We start from the raw sequence: 20200 nt of genomic DNA on the forward strand, positions 1-20200 counted from the left end.
CAGCGCGATAGAGGACATGACTATGAATAGCCAAGCACCTGTAATGAACGGCCAGCAGACACCTGCGGTTGGGCAACCCTATACACGAAATGATACAGCGTGCCACGACCTGAGTTTCCGGGTTCGCGATTTGAATCTGTGGTATGGCAAAAACCAAGCGTTGAATAATCTGAATATCGATCTTTTTCAGAAAAATGTGACGGCACTGATTGGCCCTTCGGGGTGTGGTAAGTCGACATTTTTACGCTGCTTGAACCGTATGAACGACTTGATTCCTAGCGTGCGTACCGAAGGTCTGGTCGAGATGGACGGATTAGACGTTAATGCGCCTAAAATGGACGAAGTGGCGCTACGTCGTCGGGTGGGCATGGTGTTTCAGAAGCCGAATCCGTTTCCTAAATCGATCTTTGAAAATATTGCCTACGCACCGCGTATGCACGATTTGGTTAGCCGTAAAGCCGAGCAAGAAGAGCTGGTTGAAAAGGCACTGCGCGATGCCGGGCTTTGGAACGAGGTGAAAGACAAGCTGCATGAGCCTGGCACCTCGCTTTCCGGTGGTCAGCAGCAGCGCCTGTGTATTGCTCGTGCCATTGCGGTACAGCCCGATGTCATCTTGATGGATGAGCCAACCTCCGCGCTGGATCCGATCTCGACGGCAACGATCGAGGATTTGATGGACAAGCTGAAAGAAAAGTTCACCATCATTACCGTTACCCACAATATGCAGCAGGCGGCGAGGGTGGCGGACTACACGGCGTTCTTCCACCTGGGTGAAATCATTGAGTACAACGATACCAAAGTGATGTTCTCAACCCCGGCGCAGAAGAAGACCGAAGACTATATCTCCGGTCGTTATGGTTAAGCTTTTTTAAAAGTAGGCCCATCGTTCATCGGTGGGCCTACTGGTTAATGCGCTTTTTTTTATGCATTAATATATGTTTTTCCGTATGTAGGTATTATGCTTTTACCCAATAGATTCATAAGGAGCTTCCATGACACTCAGTATCGGTATCAACGGTTTTGGACGTATTGGTCGCTTGGCGCTGCGCAGCTTGTGGGCGCAGGTAGAATCTGGTGCGGTAGAGCTTGAGCGCATTAATGACCCAGGCGGTGATGCGGCCACTTTTGCCCACCTGCTGGAGTTTGACTCGGTACACGGCCACTGGGCCCCTGGAAAGGGCATCTCCGCCCAGGAAAGTAGCATTATCATCGATGGTAAACCGATAGCATTTAGTTCTAATAAGGCCCTGGGTGACAGCGACTGGTCTGGCTGTGATGTAGTGATCGAGTGCTCGGGCAAAATGAAAACTACCGAAAAGCTGCAGGCATACCTTGATCTAGGGGTAGGGCGGATAGTGGTCAGCGCACCGGTCAAAGAGCCGAGTGTACTTAACGTGGTGGTAGGGGTGAACGACCATCTTTATGATCCTGCACAGCACCCCATTGTGACGGCGGCAAGTTGCACTACCAACTGCTTGGCGCCGGTAGTCAAAGTCATTCAGGAGAGCTTTGGTATTCGCCATGGCTCGATGACCACAGTACATGACATCACCAATACCCAAACGATTTTAGACGCGCCGCATAAAGACCTTCGCCGCGCCCGCGCTTGCGGCATGAGCCTGATTCCCACCACGACCGGTTCAGCCAAAGCCATCACCGCGATTTTCCCCGAACTGGAAGGCAAGCTAAACGGTCATGCGATTCGTGTGCCGCTGGCTAACGCTTCGCTTACCGATATGGTGTTCGAGCTTGAGCGTGAAGTGAGCGTCGACGAAGTCAATCAGGCGCTAAAAGCCGCTGCCGATGGCCCGCTGGCGGGCATTTTGGGCTATGAAGAGCGCCCGCTGGTGTCGATCGACTACCGCACCGATCCGCGCAGCTCAATTATTGATGCGCTCTCCACCATGGTGATCAACGGCACCCAGTTGAAACTTTACGCCTGGTACGACAATGAGTGGGGCTATGCTAACCGTACCGCTGAGCTGGCCCTGATGGTCGGGCGTGAGCAGGTGGCTCGTGGCTGATTCGCCGTTTTTGAAAATGCGTGCCCGCGTAAAGGCGCTACCTTTCGAGGTGCGCCAATACATGCTGATTACCGGCAACTACTGGGCGTTCACGGTAACCGACGGCGCTTTGCGCATGCTGGTGGTCATGCACTTCCACCAACTGGGCTACTCGCCGTTGGAAATCGCCATGCTGTTTTTGTTTTACGAAGCCTTTGGCGTGGTGACTAACCTGGTAGGCGGTTGGTTGGGCGCGCGGTTGGGGCTCAATCGCACCATGAATGTGGGGCTTGGGCTGCAAATCATTGCGCTCGCTATGCTGATGGTGCCCGCTAGCCTGCTGACCGTTGCCTGGGTAATGGCCGCTCAGGCGTTATCGGGGATTGCCAAAGACCTCAACAAAATGAGCGCTAAAAGCGCCGTTAAAGTACTGGTGCCTAAAGAGAGCGCCAACGCCAATAGCTCGCTTTACCGCTGGGTAGCGATGCTGACCGGCTCTAAAAATGCGCTTAAGGGGCTGGGCTTTTTTGTCGGCGGGCTTCTGCTCACCTTGATTGGCTTCCAGGCGGCAGTGTTCGTCATGGCAGTGATGCTGGGTGGCGTGCTGCTGCTTTCACTGCTGCGGCTAAAGGCGGATTTAGGCCGCCAAAAAGTAAAGCCCAAGTTCTCCGAAATCTTCTCAAAATCACGTGCGATTAACGTGCTCTCCGCGGCGCGTTTTTGCCTATTTTCGGCGCGGGATGTGTGGTTTGTAGTAGCGCTGCCGGTGTTCTTATACGACCAGCACGGCTGGACACACTGGACAGTGGGTGGACTGCTGGCTGTGTGGGTTATTGGCTACGGTGGAGTGCAAACCCAGGCGCCTAAATTAACCCGGCTGATCAAAGGCGATGCTCGGGCGCTTACCGCAGGCTGGGCCGCGGCGCTGGCGGTGCTGGCGATTGTGTTGGCGATGCTGCCCTTGGCGCAAGTGGGCTGGCTGGTCGTCGGGCTGCTCGCCTTTGGGGTGCTGTTTGCGATTAACTCCAGCTGGCACAGCTACTTGATCGTGCATTATGCCCGCGCCGATGGCGTCTCCATGGATGTTGGTTTCTATTATATGGCCAATGCCATGGGGCGTTTAGTGGGCACGCTACTGTCGGGCTGGCTATATATGGCATATGGGCTGAGCGTCTGCCTGTGGGTATCCGCCGCCTTAGTGGCTGCCAGCGCATTGATGGCCCTAGCGTTGCCTAAGCAAGTCGCATGATCCGCGCTTCGCCCAGGCTGGGTTTAACGCTCACTTTAGGCAGTGCACAAACTCTTGCCTGGGCCTCCAGCTATTACTTGCCCGCTATCCTTGCGGTGCCCATGGCCCGCGAGCTAGGGATGTCGCCAAGCTGGGTGTTTGCGGCGTTCTCTGTCGCCTTGCTGTTAACCGCCATGCTTGGCCCCAGCGTAGGACGCTTGATTGACCAGCAAGGTGGGCGAGGCGTGCTGATGGCATCCAACGTTGTTCTGGCGTTTGGCTTGGTCATCATGGCGCTGTCCCAAGGTGTGTTAAGCCTAATGCTTGCCTGGCTGATTACCGGCGTGGGCATGGCGATGGGGCTATACGACGCCGCCTTTGCTACTCTCGGGCGGCTATTAGGTCGCAGCGCCCGCGCTTCTATTACCGGTGTGACGCTACTGGCAGGGTTTGCCAGCACTATCGGTTGGCCACTAACGGCCTTGTTGGAAAATGAGTTCGGGTGGCGGGCCACCTGTGGCGCCTGGGCCATTATGCATATAGTGATGGGCCTACCGCTGAATGCCCGCCTGCCCAAAGCCGGTGATAGCACTCACCATTTCAATGACGAAACATCTGTACCATCGCCAGAGCGGGCCACGCCTGGCGATGATTTTATTAGCCTATGTATTTGCCGCAGGCTGGTTTGTGTCGACGGCGATGGCGGCGCATCTGCCCAGGCTTTTGCAGGAAACCGGCGTGTCGCTTTCGGTGGCCGTAGCCGCTGCGGCGTTGGTAGGGCCTGCGCAAGTAGCCGCACGGCTGGGCGAGTTTGCACTGCTTCGCCATTTGCACCCATTGGTGGCGGCGCGGGTGGCCACAACGCTCCACCCCCTTGGTGCGGCACTGCTAGCCACAGTGGGTATGCCCGCCGCGGGATTTGCGCTACTCCATGGCGCGGGCAATGGCATGATGACGATTGCCTCCGGCACGCTGCCGCTTGCGCTGTTTGGTCCAAAAGGGTTTGGTCAGCGTCAAGGTTTGATTATCGCCCCGGCCAGGGCTGCGCAAGCCTTTGCACCGCTGCTGTTTGGCTTATTGATAGAGCAAAATGGTGCTGGAGCGCTATGGCTGACTACGGGGTTGATGCTGGCGGCGTGTCTAGCGCTAGTGTTTATTCGTGTGCCCAGAGCTCGGGTATGAGCCATCCACATACAGGTGGCGCAACTTCCAGAACCCTTCAACGTCGACACGCAGTCCTTGGTAGGCAAGCTCTGTCGCAATGAAGAGAGTTATATCTTCATCACTATGGCGCTGGTAAAGCGAAGGGTCTTTGGGGGCACTCGCCTCGGCGACGGCAACGTTGGCGAGCCCCCCACAGCAGCCGTGGCGGGGTGATAAACGCACGGTCACCACGCCTCCCTGTTGCTTGATAAACGCTTTTGCATCGTCAGACGCATCGATAATTTCCAGCATTGAGACGCCTGTTAAAAGAGAGCTCCCAGCTTACCAGGAAGTAATAGGGGAGCCAGAGGGCAGTAGGTGAACTTGAGGCCTTTAGGCTTTCAGTATAGCTTCGATTTTTTTACGATCTGGAATACCCCCGCTGTGGGCAAGCTTGCCATTGACCGCGACCGCCGGGGTCGACATAACCTGATACTGCATGATGATTTGTGGGTCAGTGACTTTAGTCACCTCAACATCGGTGCCCAACTCTTTGGCAATAGTCGTAATTTGCTCCGCAGTGACGGTGCACTTTTTGCAGCCTGTGCCTAATACTTCGATCTTTTTCATGCTGTATCCTCTTGGGTTTATAAACTGCTGAATAACCAGGGTGCCAGCAGGTTAATTATCCAGCCCACCAACATAAAGTTGATAAGTAGAATGATGAAAATGGTGGCTAGTAAGCGCCACAGCATGACCTGCTTGAGCATGATAAATTCGGGAAAGCTCGCCGCGACGGTGCTCATGCAGAAGGCCAGTGTTGTACCCACAGGCAATCCTTTCGTGATCAAGCTTTCCATGATGGGAATAACGCCGGTAGCGTTGGAGTAAAGCGGTAAGCCCGCCAACACGGCCACCGGAACACTCCACCATTGGCCGCTGCCCAGGTTGTCACTGAACCAGCCATCCGGCACAAAGCCATGCAGCGCGGCGCCCAGCCCCACGCCGATGATGATCCACTTCCAAATCCGCGCGACAATGTCGAAAAGTTCATTGCGGGCAAATTCGTGGCGTTCTCTCAAAGTCAGTGACGCAGGTTCCGGAGCAGGCCGATTTGCTTGCGGGCTTGTTGCTGCGTTCTGATAGGCTTTCGCCGCAAAGTCTTTTAACCAGCGTTCAGCGCCTAAGCTATCGAGCAGTATGCCGCCGCCTATGCCCACGGTCATTCCGATGGCGATGTACACCAGAGTGAATTCCCAGCCTAGCAGGCTCCATAGCATGATGACGGCAACTTCATTAATAATCGGTGAGGTAAACAGAAACGCCATGGTAATGCCCAGAGGAATGCCTGCACTGGTGAACCCGAGAAACAACGGAATGCTTGAGCAAGAACAGAACGGTGTAATCGCGCCAAAACCAGCGCCTAAGCCGTAGCCTGCGAAACGGTTCTTTTGCTGAATGTAATAACGCACCCGCTCCAGATTGAGCGAGGCGCGTAACAAGGCAATGGCATAAATCATCACCACCAGTAACGCGAAAATTTTGCTCGTGTCCTCGACGAAAAAGTGCAGTGAGCTACCTAACTTGCTGTTAGGGTCAAAACCGCCAAGGCCGTATACCAGCCAACTGGCCAGCCAGGTATAGATCTCCAACATCGCTGCTTTCCTTTATATGAACGGTTCTATAAAGAAGACGAAGCAATGTGGAAAAGGACGCAGGGAAAAGCCAAATAAATATTCGCTAAGGTACTTATTCGGTAAAGGGTATCGCCCGATGGCAGCAGACATGGCCTTGATCATCAAAGACGATCCCGCACTGGGCAACCAAGGTTTCGCGGAGACGTTTCCGGGCGCGCAGTAGCCGCGCTTTGGTCGCAGGGAGCGTTAAACCATGACGCTGGGCATAGTCACTTTGCTTAACGCCGTTAAGGTCACAGGCACCGACAATATCGGCGTCTTCGTCAGTACAATGAGCCAGTGCCTTCGCGATGCAGGTAGCCAAGCTCGCTAAGGGAAGGTGGGCATCAGTGTGGTTATTAGGCAATGGCGCTGCTGTTGCGGTATCTAGCGATTGAGTGTCAGGCGTTGAGCGGCGCAACTCATCAATCCACTCATGTTTGGCGACCGTATAAAGCCATGCTTTGGGTTCTGCCAGTTGGCAAAACTGGGCGCGATGCGTCAGCGCTTTTACATAGACACGCTGCAAGATTTCGTCGGCGGCGTCCCTGTTGTTGCATAGTGCCAAGAGGTAATAGCGCAGTGCCTGATGATGGCTGTTCCAAGCCTCCTCAATGCAGGGTGAGGCAGCGTTTTTCCTCATGGGTAGGTCACTATGTCACCGTCTTCTTTGGTGAAGTGTTTGATCGGTTTTTCCAAAAGCGCTAATACTTGCTCTGAAGGGCGGCACAGGCGTGTGCCCTTATTGGTCACCACAATAGGGCGATTAATCAGAATCGGGTGGGCCATCATGGTGTCGATAAGTTGATCATCGCTCAATAAAGGATCATCCAATTTAAGTTCTTCATAGGGAGCACCTTTGCGACGTAGTAGCTCCCTGGGTGAGATCTGCATCATCGCCAATAGCTTTTCCAACTCTTCCCGGCTGGGCGGTGCTTCCAGATAATGGATCACCTCTGGTGTTTCGCCGGAGGCTTTGATCATTGCCAGGGTGTTGCGCGACGTACCGCAGTTGGGGTTGTGGTAAATAGTGACGGGCATGGTCTCCTCACGATCGATTAGTTGCTTTCACTGCCGGGCGCGTTGCGTTGCGAGGGCGCGGTTTTAAAAGCGGGCGATACCCGCGTTGGATCTACCTGCTGTTTATAGCTAGCCGCGGCTTCCGCCCACCACATGAGTTGGCCTAACGTGCGGCCAAAATAGCTTTCCCAACGTTCCTGCTCTTGCTCAAATTGCCCCTCTTCGTTTAGCGCCTCCTGAGCTTTAGGTATATGAATCATGGCTGATACGGGCAGGCAGCCAAGCTCGGAGAGAAACGCGCGCATGGCGACTGCTGCACGCACGCCGCCCCACTGGCCCATTGAGTAGGTCACGATGGCGCTGGGTTTAAACGCAAACAGCGATGCGCCGAAGTGGTTTATCAGATGGCTAAGCGCCGGGCTCATGGAGTGGTTATATTCTGGACTGACCATCACATAGCCATCGGCAGCGGCGATTTTATCAGCCAGCTCTGCTAAGTCCTCCGGCGCATCGTTTTTTGCGTAAGCAAAATGCGGCTTAAACGGATCGCTTAAGTTTAGCGCTAGCGGATCAATAATTTCCGCCGTTGTATGAGGGAGCGATGAAAGCAAGCGCTCGCACGCTTTTGCGACCCGCTCGCCAAGGCGAGCCGGGGAGGGCGGTGTGCTGGTGCGGGTTGAGCCTAGAAATACCAAATAGTGAGCCATAGCGCTTACTCCCGATTAATTCGCTTCTGCCGGAAAATGGTGGCGGGTCTTATTGGCAATTCTTACCAGTGCCAGCATCAGCGGTACTTCGACCAATACGCCCACTACCGTGGCCAGCGCCGCGCCCGACTGTAAGCCAAATAGCGCAATCGCTGCCGCGACGGCTAACTCAAAGAAATTGCTCGCACCAATCATCGCCCCCGGGGCGGCAATATTGTGCGGCAACTTCCAGGCTTTAGCCCAGCCATAGGTAATAAAGAAGATCAAAAAGGTCTGAATAATCAGCGGGATCGAGATCAGCACGATATGCAGCGGATTATTCAGAATGACCTCGCCCTGGAAGGCAAACAGCAGCACTAGGGTAATGATCAAACCAATCGGCGTGATCGGGCCAACGCGCTTCATAAAGACATTGTCGTACCATTCGGCGCCGCGTTTTTTAATCAAGCTCTGCCGGGTGATATAGCCCGCCGCCAGGGGAATCACTATATATAGGATCACTGATAGTGCGACGGTGTCCCAGGGCACCTGAATATTGGAAATGCCCAGTAGGAAGACCACGATAGGAGCAAACGCGAACAGCATAATCAGGTCATTAAGCGCCACCTGCACCAGGGTGTAGGCAGCATCGCCGCGGGTGAGGTAGCTCCACACAAACACCATGGCGGTACACGGCGCAGCTCCGAGTAGAATGGCACCGGCTAGATACTGACTGGCTAGCTCGGCGGGAATCAACGGTCGAAAGATCACCATTAGAAATAGCCAGGCAATGGCGAACATGGTGAAGGGTTTGATCAACCAGTTAACGGAGGTCGTGATGATCAACCCTTTTGGCTGGCGCCGGACACCTAATAAGGAGGTAAAGTCAATTTGCGCCATCATGGGGAATATCATCGCCCAGATGAGTATTGCCACGGGTATCGAAACCTGCGCCACTTCAAAGCGTGACAGCGTTTCCGGTACCGCTGGGATAAATTGCCCGACTAAAATGCCCATCACAATGGCAAGTGCTACCCATAGTGAGAGGTAGCGTTCAAAGACTCCCATGCCTTCGGCAGTGGAGGGCGATGCGTTATCTTGCAGTGCTGACATGTGAAGCTCCTGATTAAATGGCGCGTTGATTAACCCGTTTGGAGACTTCTTCCGCGCTCTCTTTGCGCTCCGAGTAACGATCCGTGAGCAGTTCGCTGCGGTCACGCACCAGCAGCGTGAATTTCACCAGCTCTTCCATAACGTCGACGATACGGTCGTAGAAAGGGGAGGCTTTCATCCTGTCGTTATCATCAAACTCCATAAAGGCCTTGGGTACGGACGATTGATTGGGGATCGTCAGCATGCGCATCCAGCGGCCCAAAATACGCAGTTGGTTGACGGTATTGAAAGACTGCGAACCGCCGCACACCTGCATCACCGCCAATGTCTTGCCTTGGGTGGGACGTACGCCGCCCAGGGAGAGCGGGATCCAATCAATTTGCGCTTTCATAATGCCGGTCATCGCGCCGTGGCGTTCCGGCGAGCACCACACCATCCCTTCGGCCCATTGGGCCAATTGGCGTAGCTCTTCAACTTTGGGGTGGCTGGCATCTTCACTATCCGGCAATGGTAATCCTCTAGGATCAAAGATGCGTGTTTCGGCGCCCATGGCATTGAGCAAGCGTGCGGCTTCCTCAACCATTAAACGACTAAAAGAGCGTTCACGTAGCGAGCCGTATAGCAGCAATATTTTAGGTGCATGTTCAGCACGTTGTGGTACTCCAAGCCGCTCGCTGCTGGGGGGCTCGAAAAGCGCGGCATCAATATTGGGTAAGTCATCAAGGTGGGACATTAGGTTCTACCTGTTCAAGCCATGATCGGTTAGTTGCTTCATGATATATGTTTTTCCGTATATTTCCAGCGCAGCCTGCCAGTTGCAATAATGCCGTCATGATCCAGGCGTAGATTGGCAGCCATCAATCAAATAAGAGGCTGTTTATTTATGTCGAAGCGCCGCGTGTTGTTTCTCTGCAATGCTAATTCTGCACGGTCGTTGATGGGAGAGGCGCTGCTTCGCTATTTGGCAGCTGATCAGTTTGAAGCCTTTAGTGCCGGGTCTGAACCCGATCAGCCCCATGCATTGACCCTTGAAGCGTTGCGCAAGCAGGGGTTGCCCACAGAAGGCTTGCGCAGTAAGTCGCTGGATGAGTTTGAAAGCGAAACCTTCGATTTTGTCATTGTGCTTTGCGACAAAGCCCRGCAAGCCTGCCGTGAATGGCAAGGAAAGGCGGGCGAGGTGCTGTTCTGGGATATTCGAGACCCTCGCCTGATTGGCAAGTCAGATGCTTATGAGCAGGCGTTATTAGAGATTCGTCGGCGCCTGCAGCTGTGGCTGCCCCTCCACACGTCTGATTAACCTTACTGAAAGGGGAGGGTTGAGATGAAATGGATTAATAATTTAAGCGTTAAAGCGAGTTGGACGCTGGTACTCGTCGCCTTGAGTGGCTTGGTGGTCGTTATTGGCGCGTTGGGGCTGTTCGCCAACCATTTTGGCCGTGAGGCATTCACGTCACTTCATGAAAGGGACATGGCGCAAATTAGCAACCTCGATAGCGCCTACTCCCAGCTATTGCGTTCGCGAATTCAGATGAACCGTGCGGCGGAGTTAATCCGTACCCCTTCATTTGATCGGCCTGACCCCTTGATAGAAGAAGCCCAGCGGTTGCTTGACTCGGCCACTGAGAATTTCTCTCAATTTACAGCGAGTGATTTTGATCAAAATCAACAGGCACTTGTGGATCAGTTAGCGTCGAGCTTTCAATCATTCGTTAACAATAATCTCAATCTTCAGATGATGATGCTGGAAGAGCGCGATATATCCGGTTTCTTCTCAGGCGAGTCGCGGGTGGATGATAGCAGTCAGCACTTTGTGGAGAGTGCCGAAGCATTTTTTGCAGCCTCAACCCAGCGGGGTAACGCGCTGTTCGCGCGCTTTGAGCAGGTTTCATCGCTGCTTTTTTGGGGCGTGATTGCGGCGCTGGGTACTGCACTGCTGGTAGTGACAGTAGTGGTATGGGGTGTGCGTAAAAACGTGCTGCGCCCATTAAAAACGATCACTGGGCATTTTCAGCGCATTGCTAGCGGTGATCTGTCAGCGCCGGTAACAGCACACTCAACCAACGAAATTGGTCAGCTGTTTAGTGAGTTGGACAAGATGCAGCACTCGTTGACGGCGACTGTTAAGCGACTTAACGCAAGTAGTCAGCAGGTGTATAGCAACAGCCAGGAGATGACCGAGCAGAACCAACTTCTGGCGAGCCAAACCGACACTCAAGTCTCAGCCTTGCAGCAAATGGCCGCGAGCTTGGAGCAGCTGACCGCCACGGTGAACCAGAATGCTGAAAGCGCGGCGCATGTTAATCAGTCCACGGCGGATGTGTCCCACAAAGCGCAGCAGGGTGACGAGGTAATTAGCCAGTTTATCGCTACGATGGAGGCGATCAATGATCACTCCGAAGAGATTCAAAGCATTATTCGAATGATTGAAAGTATTGCTTTTCAAACCAATATTTTAGCGCTCAATGCATCGGTTGAAGCGGCGCGCGCCGGAGAACATGGGCGTGGATTTGCGGTGGTGGCCAATGAAGTGCGTGCGCTGGCAACCCGCAGTGCCAGTGCCGCCAGCGATATACGGACGCGCATTGAAGCGTCGAGTGCGAGTGTTCAGCAGGGTAGCGTTCTGTCCCTACAGGCCGGCGAACATACTCGGGCGATCATGCAAGCGGCGAGTAACGTCAATACGCTGATGACGCAAATCACCCATGCCTCTGAGGAGCAGCGGCGAGGCATTGAAGAGGTCAATCAAGCGGTGACCCAAATTGATACCACCACCCAAGACACCATGCGTTTAGTCAATCAAGCAGCCCAGAGCGCAGAGGTGTTGTCTCAAGAAGCCTTGCAGATGCGTGAATATGCTGGCCAGTTTAGCGTGGTAGAGAACGACTCAAGCTTGGCTGAAGTGAGTGAAGAGCACGCCGAATATCCCGAATGGGAGCAGCTTAGCCATCAAGACACCGCCTTGGCTGATACCCAGGTTCGCCGTCAAGCCAGCTTAATGGCTTCTGCTTAGCATGCTGACGTGAGCAATTTACGTTTACTCAGAGTCAGTTAACGCTATCATGCGGTTTTCTCTGAGCGGTCTATGGCGTGTTTGCAACAAAGCGGTTAGCGACACCTGTTAGTGTGTTTGTTCAGCGTTTTCTTAACGATCCTATGCTGCTCTTTATGAGCGGCCTAGGCGGCGTTCTGTGGTGGCTGCAGCCCCAGTCGTTGATGGAGATGGCTGAACGTGTTCACTGGACAACCCTGGCAGTGTTGACGGGCCTGATGGTGCTTAGTAGAGCGTTAGAACTGAGCGGCTATTTAACCCTCTGGGGGCGGCGGTTGTTAGCCCACCTGCGTGGCGAGCGTCGCCTAGCGGTTGGGCTGGTAATGTTTTCGGGGCTGCTTTCCGCGGTAGTTACCAACGATGTGGCGCTGTTTATTGTGGTGCCGCTGACGCTTAGCCTGGCAGGAATGGCGGCACTGCCGATTGGGCGTTTGATTGTATTTGAAGCGCTGGCGGTCAACGCTGGGTCATCGCTGAGCCCGATAGGTAATCCACAAAACCTTTATTTATGGCAGCATTCAGGCGTTAGTTTTGGCGAGTTTTTATCCGTCATGCTGCCGCTGGGAGTGGGGCTGATGGTGCTGCTGTTGCTACTTGTTCCCTTGGCGTTTCCTAAAGCATTAATACGCCTGGATACAGTGGCAAGCGCGCCCAATGAGCGGTTACAAAAACCGTTATGGGCCGCGCTCATCGGCTACCCGCTGTTCTTGCTCGCCGTTGAAATGGGCTGGGCTGCCCAGGCAATGGCGGGCGTTCTGCTAGCGATGTTGCTCGTGGCCCGACGGGCGGTATTCAGCATTGATTGGCTGTTGCTGGTCGTGTTTGTCTTAATGTTTGTAAATTTGAGTGTGATCGGAGAGTTGGGCGTCGTTCGGCAGGCGATTGCTACGATGCAGCTGTGGCCGGGTGGCGATACCAGCGTCGGTGTGCTGCTCTCACAGCTGTTATCCAACGTGCCGGCAACGCTGCTGCTTGCCCAGCAAAGCGAGTGGCAGCCGCTCGCCTGGGGTGTCAGCGTGGGCGGTTTTGGTTTAGTGATTGGCTCAATGGCTAATTTAATTGCGCTGCGATTGGCGCGCCAGCCGGGGATGTTGATGGAGTTTCATCGCTGGTCGCTTCCCATGCTGGGGCTTGGTTGGTTGTTTGCCGCTGTGTGGCTAAGCGCCCTGGCTCGGTAACCGTGCCAGGGCGTTTTCCAGCAGCTTTCTCTTCTAGCTCTCTCTTCCAGCTCTCTCTTTAAAGATCGCGAATTAGTCGATTAGCTCGACGGCGATGGCCGTCGCTTCGCCGCCGCCAATGCATAAGCTAGCAATGCCGCGTTTGCCGCCTTTAGTGCGCAGGGCATGAATCAGTGTGGCAATAATACGCGAGCCGGTGGAGCCAATGGGGTGGCCTTGGGCGCAGGCACCGCCAAACACATTGACCTTGTCATGGGGGAGGCCCAAGTCATCCATTGCCATGAGTGTCACCACTGCAAAGGCTTCGTTAATTTCAAATAGATCAACGTCGTTCACGCGCCAGTCCAGCTTTTTCATAAGCTTATCAATGGCGCCAACAGGGGCGATGGTGAATTCACTAGGGTGTTGTGAATGGGTCGAGTGGCCCAACATGCGCGCCAGTGGCTTAATGCCGTGCTGATCGGCGGCTGCTTGGCTGGCCAAGATAAGTGCCGAAGCGCCGTCGGAAATTGAGCTGGCGTTGGCGGCGGTAATCGTGCCGTCCTTGGCAAAGGCGGGGCGCAGCTGGCGGATTTTGTCGAGCTTGGCTTGGAAGGGCTGCTCGTCGTGTTCGACCAGGATTTCACCCTGGCGAGAGGAGACCATCACCGGTGCCATTTCTGCGTTTAGGTGGCCCGCGTTGGTGGCAGCCATGGCGCGCTCAAGCGAGGCAATGGCAAAGTCATCCAGGCGCTCACGGGTATAGCCGCGATCCGAAGCGACATCTTGAGCAAACACGCCCATTAGTTTGCCCGTTTCGGCGTCTTCCAACCCATCCAAAAACATATGGTCTTTGAGCTCGCCGTGGCCTAAGCGATAGCCACCGCGTGCCTTGGTCAGCAGGTGTGGGGCGTTAGACATGGATTCCATGCCGCCTGCCAGCACAATATCGCCGCTGCCTGCCTTGATTAGGTCGTGGGCAAGCATGGTAGCTTTCATGCCCGAGCCGCACAGCTTATTGATCGTCGTGGCGCCATTGGCGTCGGGAATACCAGCTTGTCGCATTGCCTGACGTGCTGGGCCCTGATTAACGCCTGCAGGCAGTACACATCCCATAATGCCCTCGCTGATCGCAGCAGAGTCAATGCCTGACGCTTCAATCGCTGCTTTGATGGCAACAGCGCCAAGCTGTGGCGCCGTCATGTTCGCAAGGCTGCCCATCATGCCACCCATTGGCGTGCGTTTGGCGGCGAGAAATACAATATCGGTGGGGTTACTCATGGTCAATCTCCTTCAGTTTTATTGTGATTATCGTATCGAGTCGTGGGTGATACATTGACCCGTAGGCGGTGCTGTGGTTCTCTCCTGAGTAACCAAGCAAGCGCTAGTGTGAGTGACATGAATGTAATGAATGCATCCCCTCGTCGCAAGGAATTGACGCGCCTCGCCGCTCAGCTATTCGTCCAAGAGGGCTTTGACCGGACGACGGTGCGTATGCTGGCGCAGGAAATGGGCATTAAGTCCGGCAGCTTGTTTCACCATTTTAAAGATAAGCAGGAAATCCTCGCCGCGGTTATCGAAGAGGGCACCCAAAATGCCTTGGCGATTGCCCGCAAAGCCCTCGCTGAGTGTGCCGCTGAGCCTGAGATGCGGTTACGTGCCATGGCCCGTGCTCATTTAGAAACGCTATTTACCGACCGCAATGCGCATGTGGTGGCGCTCTTCGAGTGGCGTCGCCTGGATCCTGCGGCAAGTGCCCATTTGAGCCATCTACGCGATGCTTACGAGGCGCTGTGGGTCGCTGTGATTGACGATGCCTTGGCAGCAGGGTTGATTCATGGTGACCGCTTTCTTGTCTCGCGCTTTGTACTTGGGGCGCTCAACTGGACGGTTCGCTGGTACGACCCTAACGGCCCTCGCTCACCCGATGACCTTGCTGATGAGCTTGTCGCCATGATTATGCCTACCCCTGCTTGATGCCTCGATGACCACCGCCTCGACCAACGTCTAACGCGACAATTTATAACAGTGCTTGCTCTCTGCACCGATTACTTTTAGCGTTGCTATTATCTATGGGGTTACGTTAACGTCAACGGATAATTATAGCGACGGACTACTTTCCCACCTTTAATGCCTAGAGCTCGTTACCAACAACAATTATCAACGACATAAGAGAGCCATCATGACAGCGATATCACAATCACTGCCCGACTATCACCACTATCGCGATAGTTTCTCCGTGGATAGCGTTATTGCTCGCCTGGATGACCACCAGGACGGCTTGCTGAATGCCTTTGAGGCCTGCTGTGGTCGTCATGTGCGTGAGGGGCGTGGCGAGGTGCTGGCGCTGGTTCAAGAAGATACTCAAGGTGATTTGCATACCTTGACCTACGCCGAACTCGATGAGCAGAGCGCGAAGTTAGCGGGATGGTTTGAATCCCAAGGGTTGGGTAAAGGTGATCGCATTGCCTGTATGCTGCCGCGGTCACCACAGCTATTGATTGCAGTACTCGCCACATGGCGTATTGGCGCGGTTTATCAGCCTTTATTTACCGCTTTTGGCCCCGATGCGGTGGATTATCGATTAGGCCGTGCGGATACCAAACTAGTGATTACCGATCACGCTAACCGCTATAAGTTTGATGGCCTTAGCCAGTGCCCGCCGGTTTTGACTGTAGGTGGAGCGACCAGTGAACACGGCGAGGATCACGATTGGCTGTCAGCGTTGACGCATACGTCAATGAGCGACAAGCCGCCGCGACTCTCGCCCGAAGAGCCATTTCTGCAAATGTTCACCTCCGGCACCGTAGGCAAGCCAAAAGGCGTAGCTGTGCCGCTGGCAGGGATGACGGCTTTTGCGATCTATATGGAACTGGCCATTGACCTGCGTGACGATGACCGTTTTTGGAATATGGCCGACCCCGGCTGGGCCTATGGTCTTTACTACGCGATTGCCGGGCCTTTGCTACTTGGCGTGACGACGCATTTTTGCGAGGCAGGATTTAGCGCCGAAGGGGCGCTGGCGTTTATGAAGCGCCATCATATTACCAATTTTGCTGCTGCGCCGACGGCTTATCGGCTGATGAAGGCGTCAGGTCTGTTTGATGACGCCCATGAAACGTTGCAACTTCGGGCGGCTAGCTCGGCGGGTGAACCTTTAAACACGGAAGTGGTGACCTGGGTAGAGAGGTCGTTGGGTTGTCCGGTCATGGATCACTACGGCCAGACTGAGACCGGCATGACGTGTAATAACCACCATGCTCTTGACCACCTTAAGCATGTGGGCGCGATGGGTGTGCCGATGCCAGGGTATCGTCTGGCAATTTTGGATGCGGAGTATAAAGAGCTGCCTGCCGGTGAGCCTGGTGTCCTTGCGGTGGATATCAAGCAATCTCCAGCGCACTTTTTTCAGGGCTACACCTGGCAAGAGAAGAACCCTTTTGTAGAGGGCTATTACCTGACCGGTGACGTGGTTATCCGCAATGAAGACGGCACCTTCCAGTTTGCTGGCCGCGACGACGACATTATTACCACGGCGGGTTATCGCGTAGGGCCAACGGATGTCGAAAATAGCGTGATGACGCACCCTGCGGTCGCTGAGTCTGCGGCGGTTGGACAGCCCGATGAGATTCGCGGCGAAGTGATTAAGTCGTATATCGTGCTGCGCGAAGGCTATGAGGCAAGTGATGAGCTTGCAGATGAAATCAAGCAACGTGTGCGTGAGCGGCTATCAACCCACGCTTTCCCGCGCATTATTGAGTTTGTCGATGAGCTGCCTAAAACCCCCAGCGGCAAGATACAGCGCTTCAAATTGCGTGCCCAGGCGGTAGAAGAAGCCAAAACAGCTAAGTAAACATAACGACCATAGGGAATACGGTTATGCAGGTTAAGGAGAGTACTTTTTTAATTACCGGTGCCGCTTCGGGGCTAGGGGCAGCAACCGCTGAGCGGTTAGTCGCTGCAGGTGCCCGCGTCGTTTTATGCGACCTAAACGATAGCGTCAAAATCCATGCTGAGCAGTTGGGGGAGCAGGCCCAAGCGTGCCTGGCAGATATCACCTCAGCCGAACAAATGCAGCAGGCAGTTGATGCAGCGGTAGCGCTGGGGGGGGAGCGTGGGCTTTCGGGGGTGGTTCACTGTGCCGGCGTCGTTAGCGTAGCCAAGCTGGTGGATCGTGAGGGGAATCCAGCGGATTTAGACAGCTACACCAAAACGATAAATATCAACCTGGTCGGCACTTTTAACGTCATGCGCCTCGCGGCTGCCGCAATGGCTAAAAATGCGCCTAATGAGAGTGGCGAGCGGGGGGTGATTATTAATACCGCTTCTATCGCCGCTTTTGATGGGCAGGTAGGGCAGTGTGCTTACAGCGCCTCTAAAGCGGGCGTTGTGGGTATGAGCTTGCCTGCGGCGCGGGAGTTGTCGCGGCATGCTATTCGTGTCATGGCCATCGCCCCAGGTGTATTTGAAACGCCGATGATGAGCGAGATTCCCGACGAGGCCGCCCAGGCGCTAGCGGCCGCTGTGCCTTTTCCTAAGCGCTTGGGTAAGCCGGATGAATTTGCGCAATTAGCCGAGCAGATTATTACCAATCCCATGCTGAACGGTGAGTTGATCCGTTTAGATGGCGGCATTCGCATGCAGTAAGTAAGTGGTAAGTAGGTGGAAGGGAAATAGGGAAACTCGTCAGCTTTTAGCTGGCGAGTTTTTTATTATTGATGTCAATGGGTTACTCCGTAGGCGACCAAAGTTCTAGTGTGTTTCAAGGCTAAATTCAAACGCTCGCTTGACTCTGTGGGGCGCTCGCGATAGTTTTCAAACATGTGTTTGAAAGCCTTCTGTCAAAAGAATCTGATTGGCTTCCAAGCCCCCTATTTCAGGAGAAGTGTGATGCCCAGCTATCAGGCCCCCATTCGTGATATGCGTTTCGTTATGGACGAAATGCTCGACTACCCCGCTCACTACGCGCGTCTACCTAGTGGTGACGATGCATCGCCAGACGTGGTCAGTGCCATTCTAGAAGAGGGCGCACGCTTCGCCCGTGACGTACTGCTCCCGATCAATCAGAGTGGCGATGAAGAGGGTTGCCTGTTAGAGGGAGGCGAAGTCAAAGCGCCTAGCGGCTTTAAAGAAGCCTACCAACAGTACGTAGAAGGCGGCTGGCCGAGCCTTGCCGCTGATCCTGCCCATGGCGGCCAGGGCTTGCCGCCTTCATTGGCAATGCTGCTGTCGGAAATGATCTGCGCGACTAACCTGGCGTGGGGTATGTACCCTGGGCTCTCTCATGGTGCGGCGGATGCGCTGCGCCATCATGGCACCGATGAGCAGAAGGCGACGTATCTCACCAAGCTGGTTGAAGGTGTATGGACGGGCACTATGTGCCTAACCGAGCCGCACTGCGGTACTGACCTAGGATTGATCAAGACCCGAGCAGTGCCCGCTGATGGCGATGCCTATGCGATTACCGGCACTAAAATTTTTATCTCGGCCGGTGAGCATAATCTGGCTGAAAATATCGTCCATTTGGTTTTGGCAAAACTGCCCGACGCACCGGAAGGATCTAAAGGTATTTCGCTATTTGTAGTGCCTAAGTTCTTGCCTGATGCCCACGGCAGTGTGGGTGAGCGTAATGGCGTCACCTGCGGTTCGCTCGAGCACAAGATGGGCATTCATGGTAATGCCACCTGCGTGATGAACTTCGATGGCGCAACCGGCTATCTGGTGGGTGCCCCGAATAAAGGCTTGGCGTGTATGTTCACCATGATGAACGCTGCGCGTCTTGGGGTGGGGATTCAAGGGCTGGGGTTGATTGAAGCCAGTTTTCAGAATTCATTGAGCTATGCCCGTGATCGGTTACAGATGCGCGGCTTATCGGGCAAACAGGCTCCTGAAAAGCCTGCTGATCCGATTATTGTCCACCCTGATGTGCGCCGCATGCTGCTGACCCAGAAAGCCTTCGCCGAAGGCGGGCGTATGTTGGTGCTTTATACTGCGCAAATGCTCGATGTAGTGGAGCATGGTGAGCCGGGTGCAGAGCGAGATCACGCTGAAACCCTGCTTGGCTTGCTAACGCCTATTGTTAAAGCCTTCCTGACCGAAGTTGGTTTTGAAAGCACTAACGAAGGTGTGCAGATCTACGGCGGCCATGGCTTTATTAAAGAGTGGGGCATGGAGCAGTTGGTGCGTGATGCGCGTATTACTCGACTCTATGAAGGCACCACAGGCATTCAGGCGCTTGATCTGCTGGGCCGTAAAGTGCTCATGAGCCAAGGTGAGTCGCTAAAGGTTTTCACCAAAGAGATCCATAAATTTTGCAAAACCGAAGCTGACAATCCAGCCCTTAAGGAATTTGTCGAACCACTGGCGAAGCTCAATGCAGAGTGGGGCGAGCTAACCATGGGCGTGGGTATGAAGGCGATGCAAGACCGTGAAGAAGTCGGCGCGGCGAGTGTTGATTACCTTATGTATTCAGGCTACGTCACGCTGGCCTATCTATTTGCCCGCGCGGCCAAGCAGGCATCTACATCGCTAGAGGGCGACGATAAAGCTTTCTATGCCGCTAAGTTGAATACTGCCCGTTTCTATTACCAGCGGCTATTGCCGCGCACCAAGGCTCATGCGCAGATGATCCAGTCAGGCGCTTCCAGCCTAATGGCTATCTCCAGCGAAGATTTTGGTTTGGGTTTTGAAATTTGAAACGTCGATTGCTGAAGGCGTGAGCTAAAGCACGCCAACAGGCACTCTCTGGTCAGGCGTTCTGATCGGTGGTTTGCGGCAAAAGGGCMACCTTTTGYCGCTTTTTTATACGCAATACGTCTTTTACTTGCTATCTTGATAGTGAGGCCTTAAAGTACGCATCCGCTGCCGGGGACGCCAAGCGTTACCAGCGGTGCATAAGGTGTAAAAGCCTTGGTTTGTCAAATGGTTACCGCTTTTGCGATAGCTCGCGGTTTTGGGTGTAATGAGTACCACATCGAAAACAACGCCCTTGACAACCACCAGGAAATGCGTAGAATGCGTCTTCCTCGCTGCGGCAAGCCAGTTCAACGGCAGCCCGGTTACTTTCACAGTAACCCGACAGCGAAACAGCTCTTTAACAATTTGATCAGGTAATTCATGTGGGCG

General features: G+C 54.2%; 20 protein-coding genes and 1 pseudogene. 12 read left to right on the plus strand and 9 right to left on the minus strand.

Annotation, left to right across the window (positions count from 1 at the left end):
- The first annotated feature begins 22 nt into the window (after positions 1 to 22).
- The 5 genes and pseudogenes from pstB to HALO_RS23515 all read left to right on the plus strand — a co-directional run bounded on the left by pstB (position 23) and on the right by HALO_RS23515 (position 4413).
- Positions 23 to 862: a phosphate ABC transporter ATP-binding protein PstB gene (gene pstB, locus HALO_RS09385; protein ID WP_035583842.1), complete on the plus strand. Its 840-nt coding sequence runs from the start codon at positions 23 to 25 to the stop codon at positions 860 to 862.
- A 130-nt stretch (positions 863 to 992) separates the two neighbouring features.
- On the plus strand, positions 993 to 2024 hold the full coding sequence (locus HALO_RS09390) for an ArsJ-associated glyceraldehyde-3-phosphate dehydrogenase (protein WP_035583840.1): 1032 nt from the start codon (positions 993 to 995) through the stop codon (positions 2022 to 2024).
- Between the two features lie 16 nt (positions 2025 to 2040).
- Positions 2041 to 3252, plus strand: a complete 1212-nt coding sequence (gene arsJ, locus HALO_RS09395) for an organoarsenical effux MFS transporter ArsJ (RefSeq protein ID WP_035585626.1) — start codon at positions 2041 to 2043, stop codon at positions 3250 to 3252.
- Between the two features lie 101 nt (positions 3253 to 3353).
- Positions 3354 to 3740: pseudogene (locus HALO_RS23510) on the plus strand (MFS transporter); the annotation flags it as partial.
- Positions 3741 to 3834: 94 nt separating this feature from the next.
- Positions 3835 to 4413, plus strand: coding sequence for a hypothetical protein (locus tag HALO_RS23515; RefSeq protein ID WP_231896867.1), 579 nt, complete (start codon positions 3835 to 3837; stop codon positions 4411 to 4413).
- On the opposite strand, the gene HALO_RS09405 is transcribed toward HALO_RS23515, so the two are convergent.
- The 8 genes from HALO_RS09405 to arsH all read right to left on the minus strand — a co-directional run bounded on the left by HALO_RS09405 (position 4378) and on the right by arsH (position 9602).
- Positions 4378 to 4686, minus strand: coding sequence for a CC/Se motif family (seleno)protein (locus tag HALO_RS09405; RefSeq protein ID WP_035583838.1), 309 nt, complete (start codon positions 4684 to 4686; stop codon positions 4378 to 4380). The genes HALO_RS23515 and HALO_RS09405 overlap by 36 nt on opposite strands.
- A gap of 81 nt (positions 4687 to 4767) precedes the next feature.
- Positions 4768 to 5004, minus strand: a complete 237-nt coding sequence (locus HALO_RS09410) for a thioredoxin family protein (protein ID WP_035583836.1) — start codon at positions 5002 to 5004, stop codon at positions 4768 to 4770.
- Positions 5005 to 5021: 17 nt separating this feature from the next.
- Complete coding sequence (locus HALO_RS09415; RefSeq protein ID WP_035583835.1) at positions 5022 to 6029, minus strand: permease; 1008 nt, start codon at positions 6027 to 6029, stop codon at positions 5022 to 5024.
- Between the two features lie 94 nt (positions 6030 to 6123).
- Complete coding sequence (locus HALO_RS09420) at positions 6124 to 6693, minus strand: RNA polymerase sigma factor (RefSeq protein WP_035583832.1); 570 nt, start codon at positions 6691 to 6693, stop codon at positions 6124 to 6126.
- Positions 6690 to 7091, minus strand: coding sequence for an arsenate reductase (glutaredoxin) (arsC, locus tag HALO_RS09425; RefSeq protein ID WP_035583830.1), 402 nt, complete (start codon positions 7089 to 7091; stop codon positions 6690 to 6692). Before arsC ends, HALO_RS09420 begins: the two co-directional genes overlap by 4 nt.
- 17 nt (positions 7092 to 7108) lie before the next feature.
- Positions 7109 to 7777, minus strand: a complete 669-nt coding sequence (locus HALO_RS09430) for an NADPH-dependent FMN reductase (RefSeq protein ID WP_035583828.1) — start codon at positions 7775 to 7777, stop codon at positions 7109 to 7111.
- Positions 7778 to 7792: 15 nt separating this feature from the next.
- Positions 7793 to 8869 (minus strand): ACR3 family arsenite efflux transporter, encoded by a 1077-nt coding sequence (gene arsB, locus HALO_RS09435; RefSeq protein ID WP_035583826.1) that lies wholly within the window; start codon positions 8867 to 8869, stop codon positions 7793 to 7795.
- A 13-nt stretch (positions 8870 to 8882) separates the two neighbouring features.
- The gene (gene arsH, locus HALO_RS09440; RefSeq protein ID WP_035583824.1) at positions 8883 to 9602 is read right to left on the minus strand and encodes an arsenical resistance protein ArsH; all 720 of its coding nucleotides are present in this window, start codon (positions 9600 to 9602) and stop codon (positions 8883 to 8885) included.
- 150 nt (positions 9603 to 9752) lie between these two features.
- Here arsH and HALO_RS09445 point away from each other — a divergent pair, with 150 nt between their 5' ends.
- The 3 genes from HALO_RS09445 to HALO_RS09455 all read left to right on the plus strand — a co-directional run bounded on the left by HALO_RS09445 (position 9753) and on the right by HALO_RS09455 (position 13096).
- A complete protein-coding gene (locus HALO_RS09445; RefSeq protein WP_050713363.1) occupies positions 9753 to 10166 on the plus strand; it encodes an arsenate reductase ArsC in 414 nt (137 codons plus the stop codon).
- 24 nt (positions 10167 to 10190) lie between these two features.
- Complete coding sequence (locus tag HALO_RS09450; protein ID WP_035583820.1) at positions 10191 to 11879, plus strand: methyl-accepting chemotaxis protein; 1689 nt, start codon at positions 10191 to 10193, stop codon at positions 11877 to 11879.
- A gap of 77 nt (positions 11880 to 11956) precedes the next feature.
- Positions 11957 to 13096: an SLC13 family permease gene (locus HALO_RS09455; RefSeq protein ID WP_231896833.1), complete on the plus strand. Its 1140-nt coding sequence runs from the start codon at positions 11957 to 11959 to the stop codon at positions 13094 to 13096.
- Between the two features lie 72 nt (positions 13097 to 13168).
- Here the strand turns inward: HALO_RS09455 and HALO_RS09460 are convergent, their stop codons facing one another.
- The gene (locus HALO_RS09460) at positions 13169 to 14356 is read right to left on the minus strand and encodes an acetyl-CoA C-acyltransferase (protein WP_035583818.1); all 1188 of its coding nucleotides are present in this window, start codon (positions 14354 to 14356) and stop codon (positions 13169 to 13171) included.
- Positions 14357 to 14482: 126 nt separating this feature from the next.
- Here HALO_RS09460 and HALO_RS09465 point away from each other — a divergent pair, with 126 nt between their 5' ends.
- The 4 genes from HALO_RS09465 to HALO_RS09480 all read left to right on the plus strand — a co-directional run bounded on the left by HALO_RS09465 (position 14483) and on the right by HALO_RS09480 (position 19771).
- Entirely contained in the window at positions 14483 to 15052 is a 570-nt protein-coding gene (locus tag HALO_RS09465) for a TetR/AcrR family transcriptional regulator (RefSeq protein WP_035583816.1), read from the plus strand.
- A 205-nt stretch (positions 15053 to 15257) separates the two neighbouring features.
- On the plus strand, positions 15258 to 16928 hold the full coding sequence (locus tag HALO_RS09470; protein ID WP_035583814.1) for an AMP-binding protein: 1671 nt from the start codon (positions 15258 to 15260) through the stop codon (positions 16926 to 16928).
- Between the two features lie 26 nt (positions 16929 to 16954).
- Positions 16955 to 17722: an SDR family NAD(P)-dependent oxidoreductase gene (locus HALO_RS09475; protein ID WP_035583813.1), complete on the plus strand. Its 768-nt coding sequence runs from the start codon at positions 16955 to 16957 to the stop codon at positions 17720 to 17722.
- A 243-nt stretch (positions 17723 to 17965) separates the two neighbouring features.
- Positions 17966 to 19771: an acyl-CoA dehydrogenase C-terminal domain-containing protein gene (locus tag HALO_RS09480; protein WP_035583812.1), complete on the plus strand. Its 1806-nt coding sequence runs from the start codon at positions 17966 to 17968 to the stop codon at positions 19769 to 19771.
- Positions 19772 to 20200 lie beyond the last annotated feature (429 nt).

Origin of the sequence: Halomonas sp. R57-5 (assembly GCF_900070345.1) — a bacterium.
Lineage (GTDB): Bacteria > Pseudomonadota > Gammaproteobacteria > Pseudomonadales > Halomonadaceae > Vreelandella > Vreelandella ventosae_B.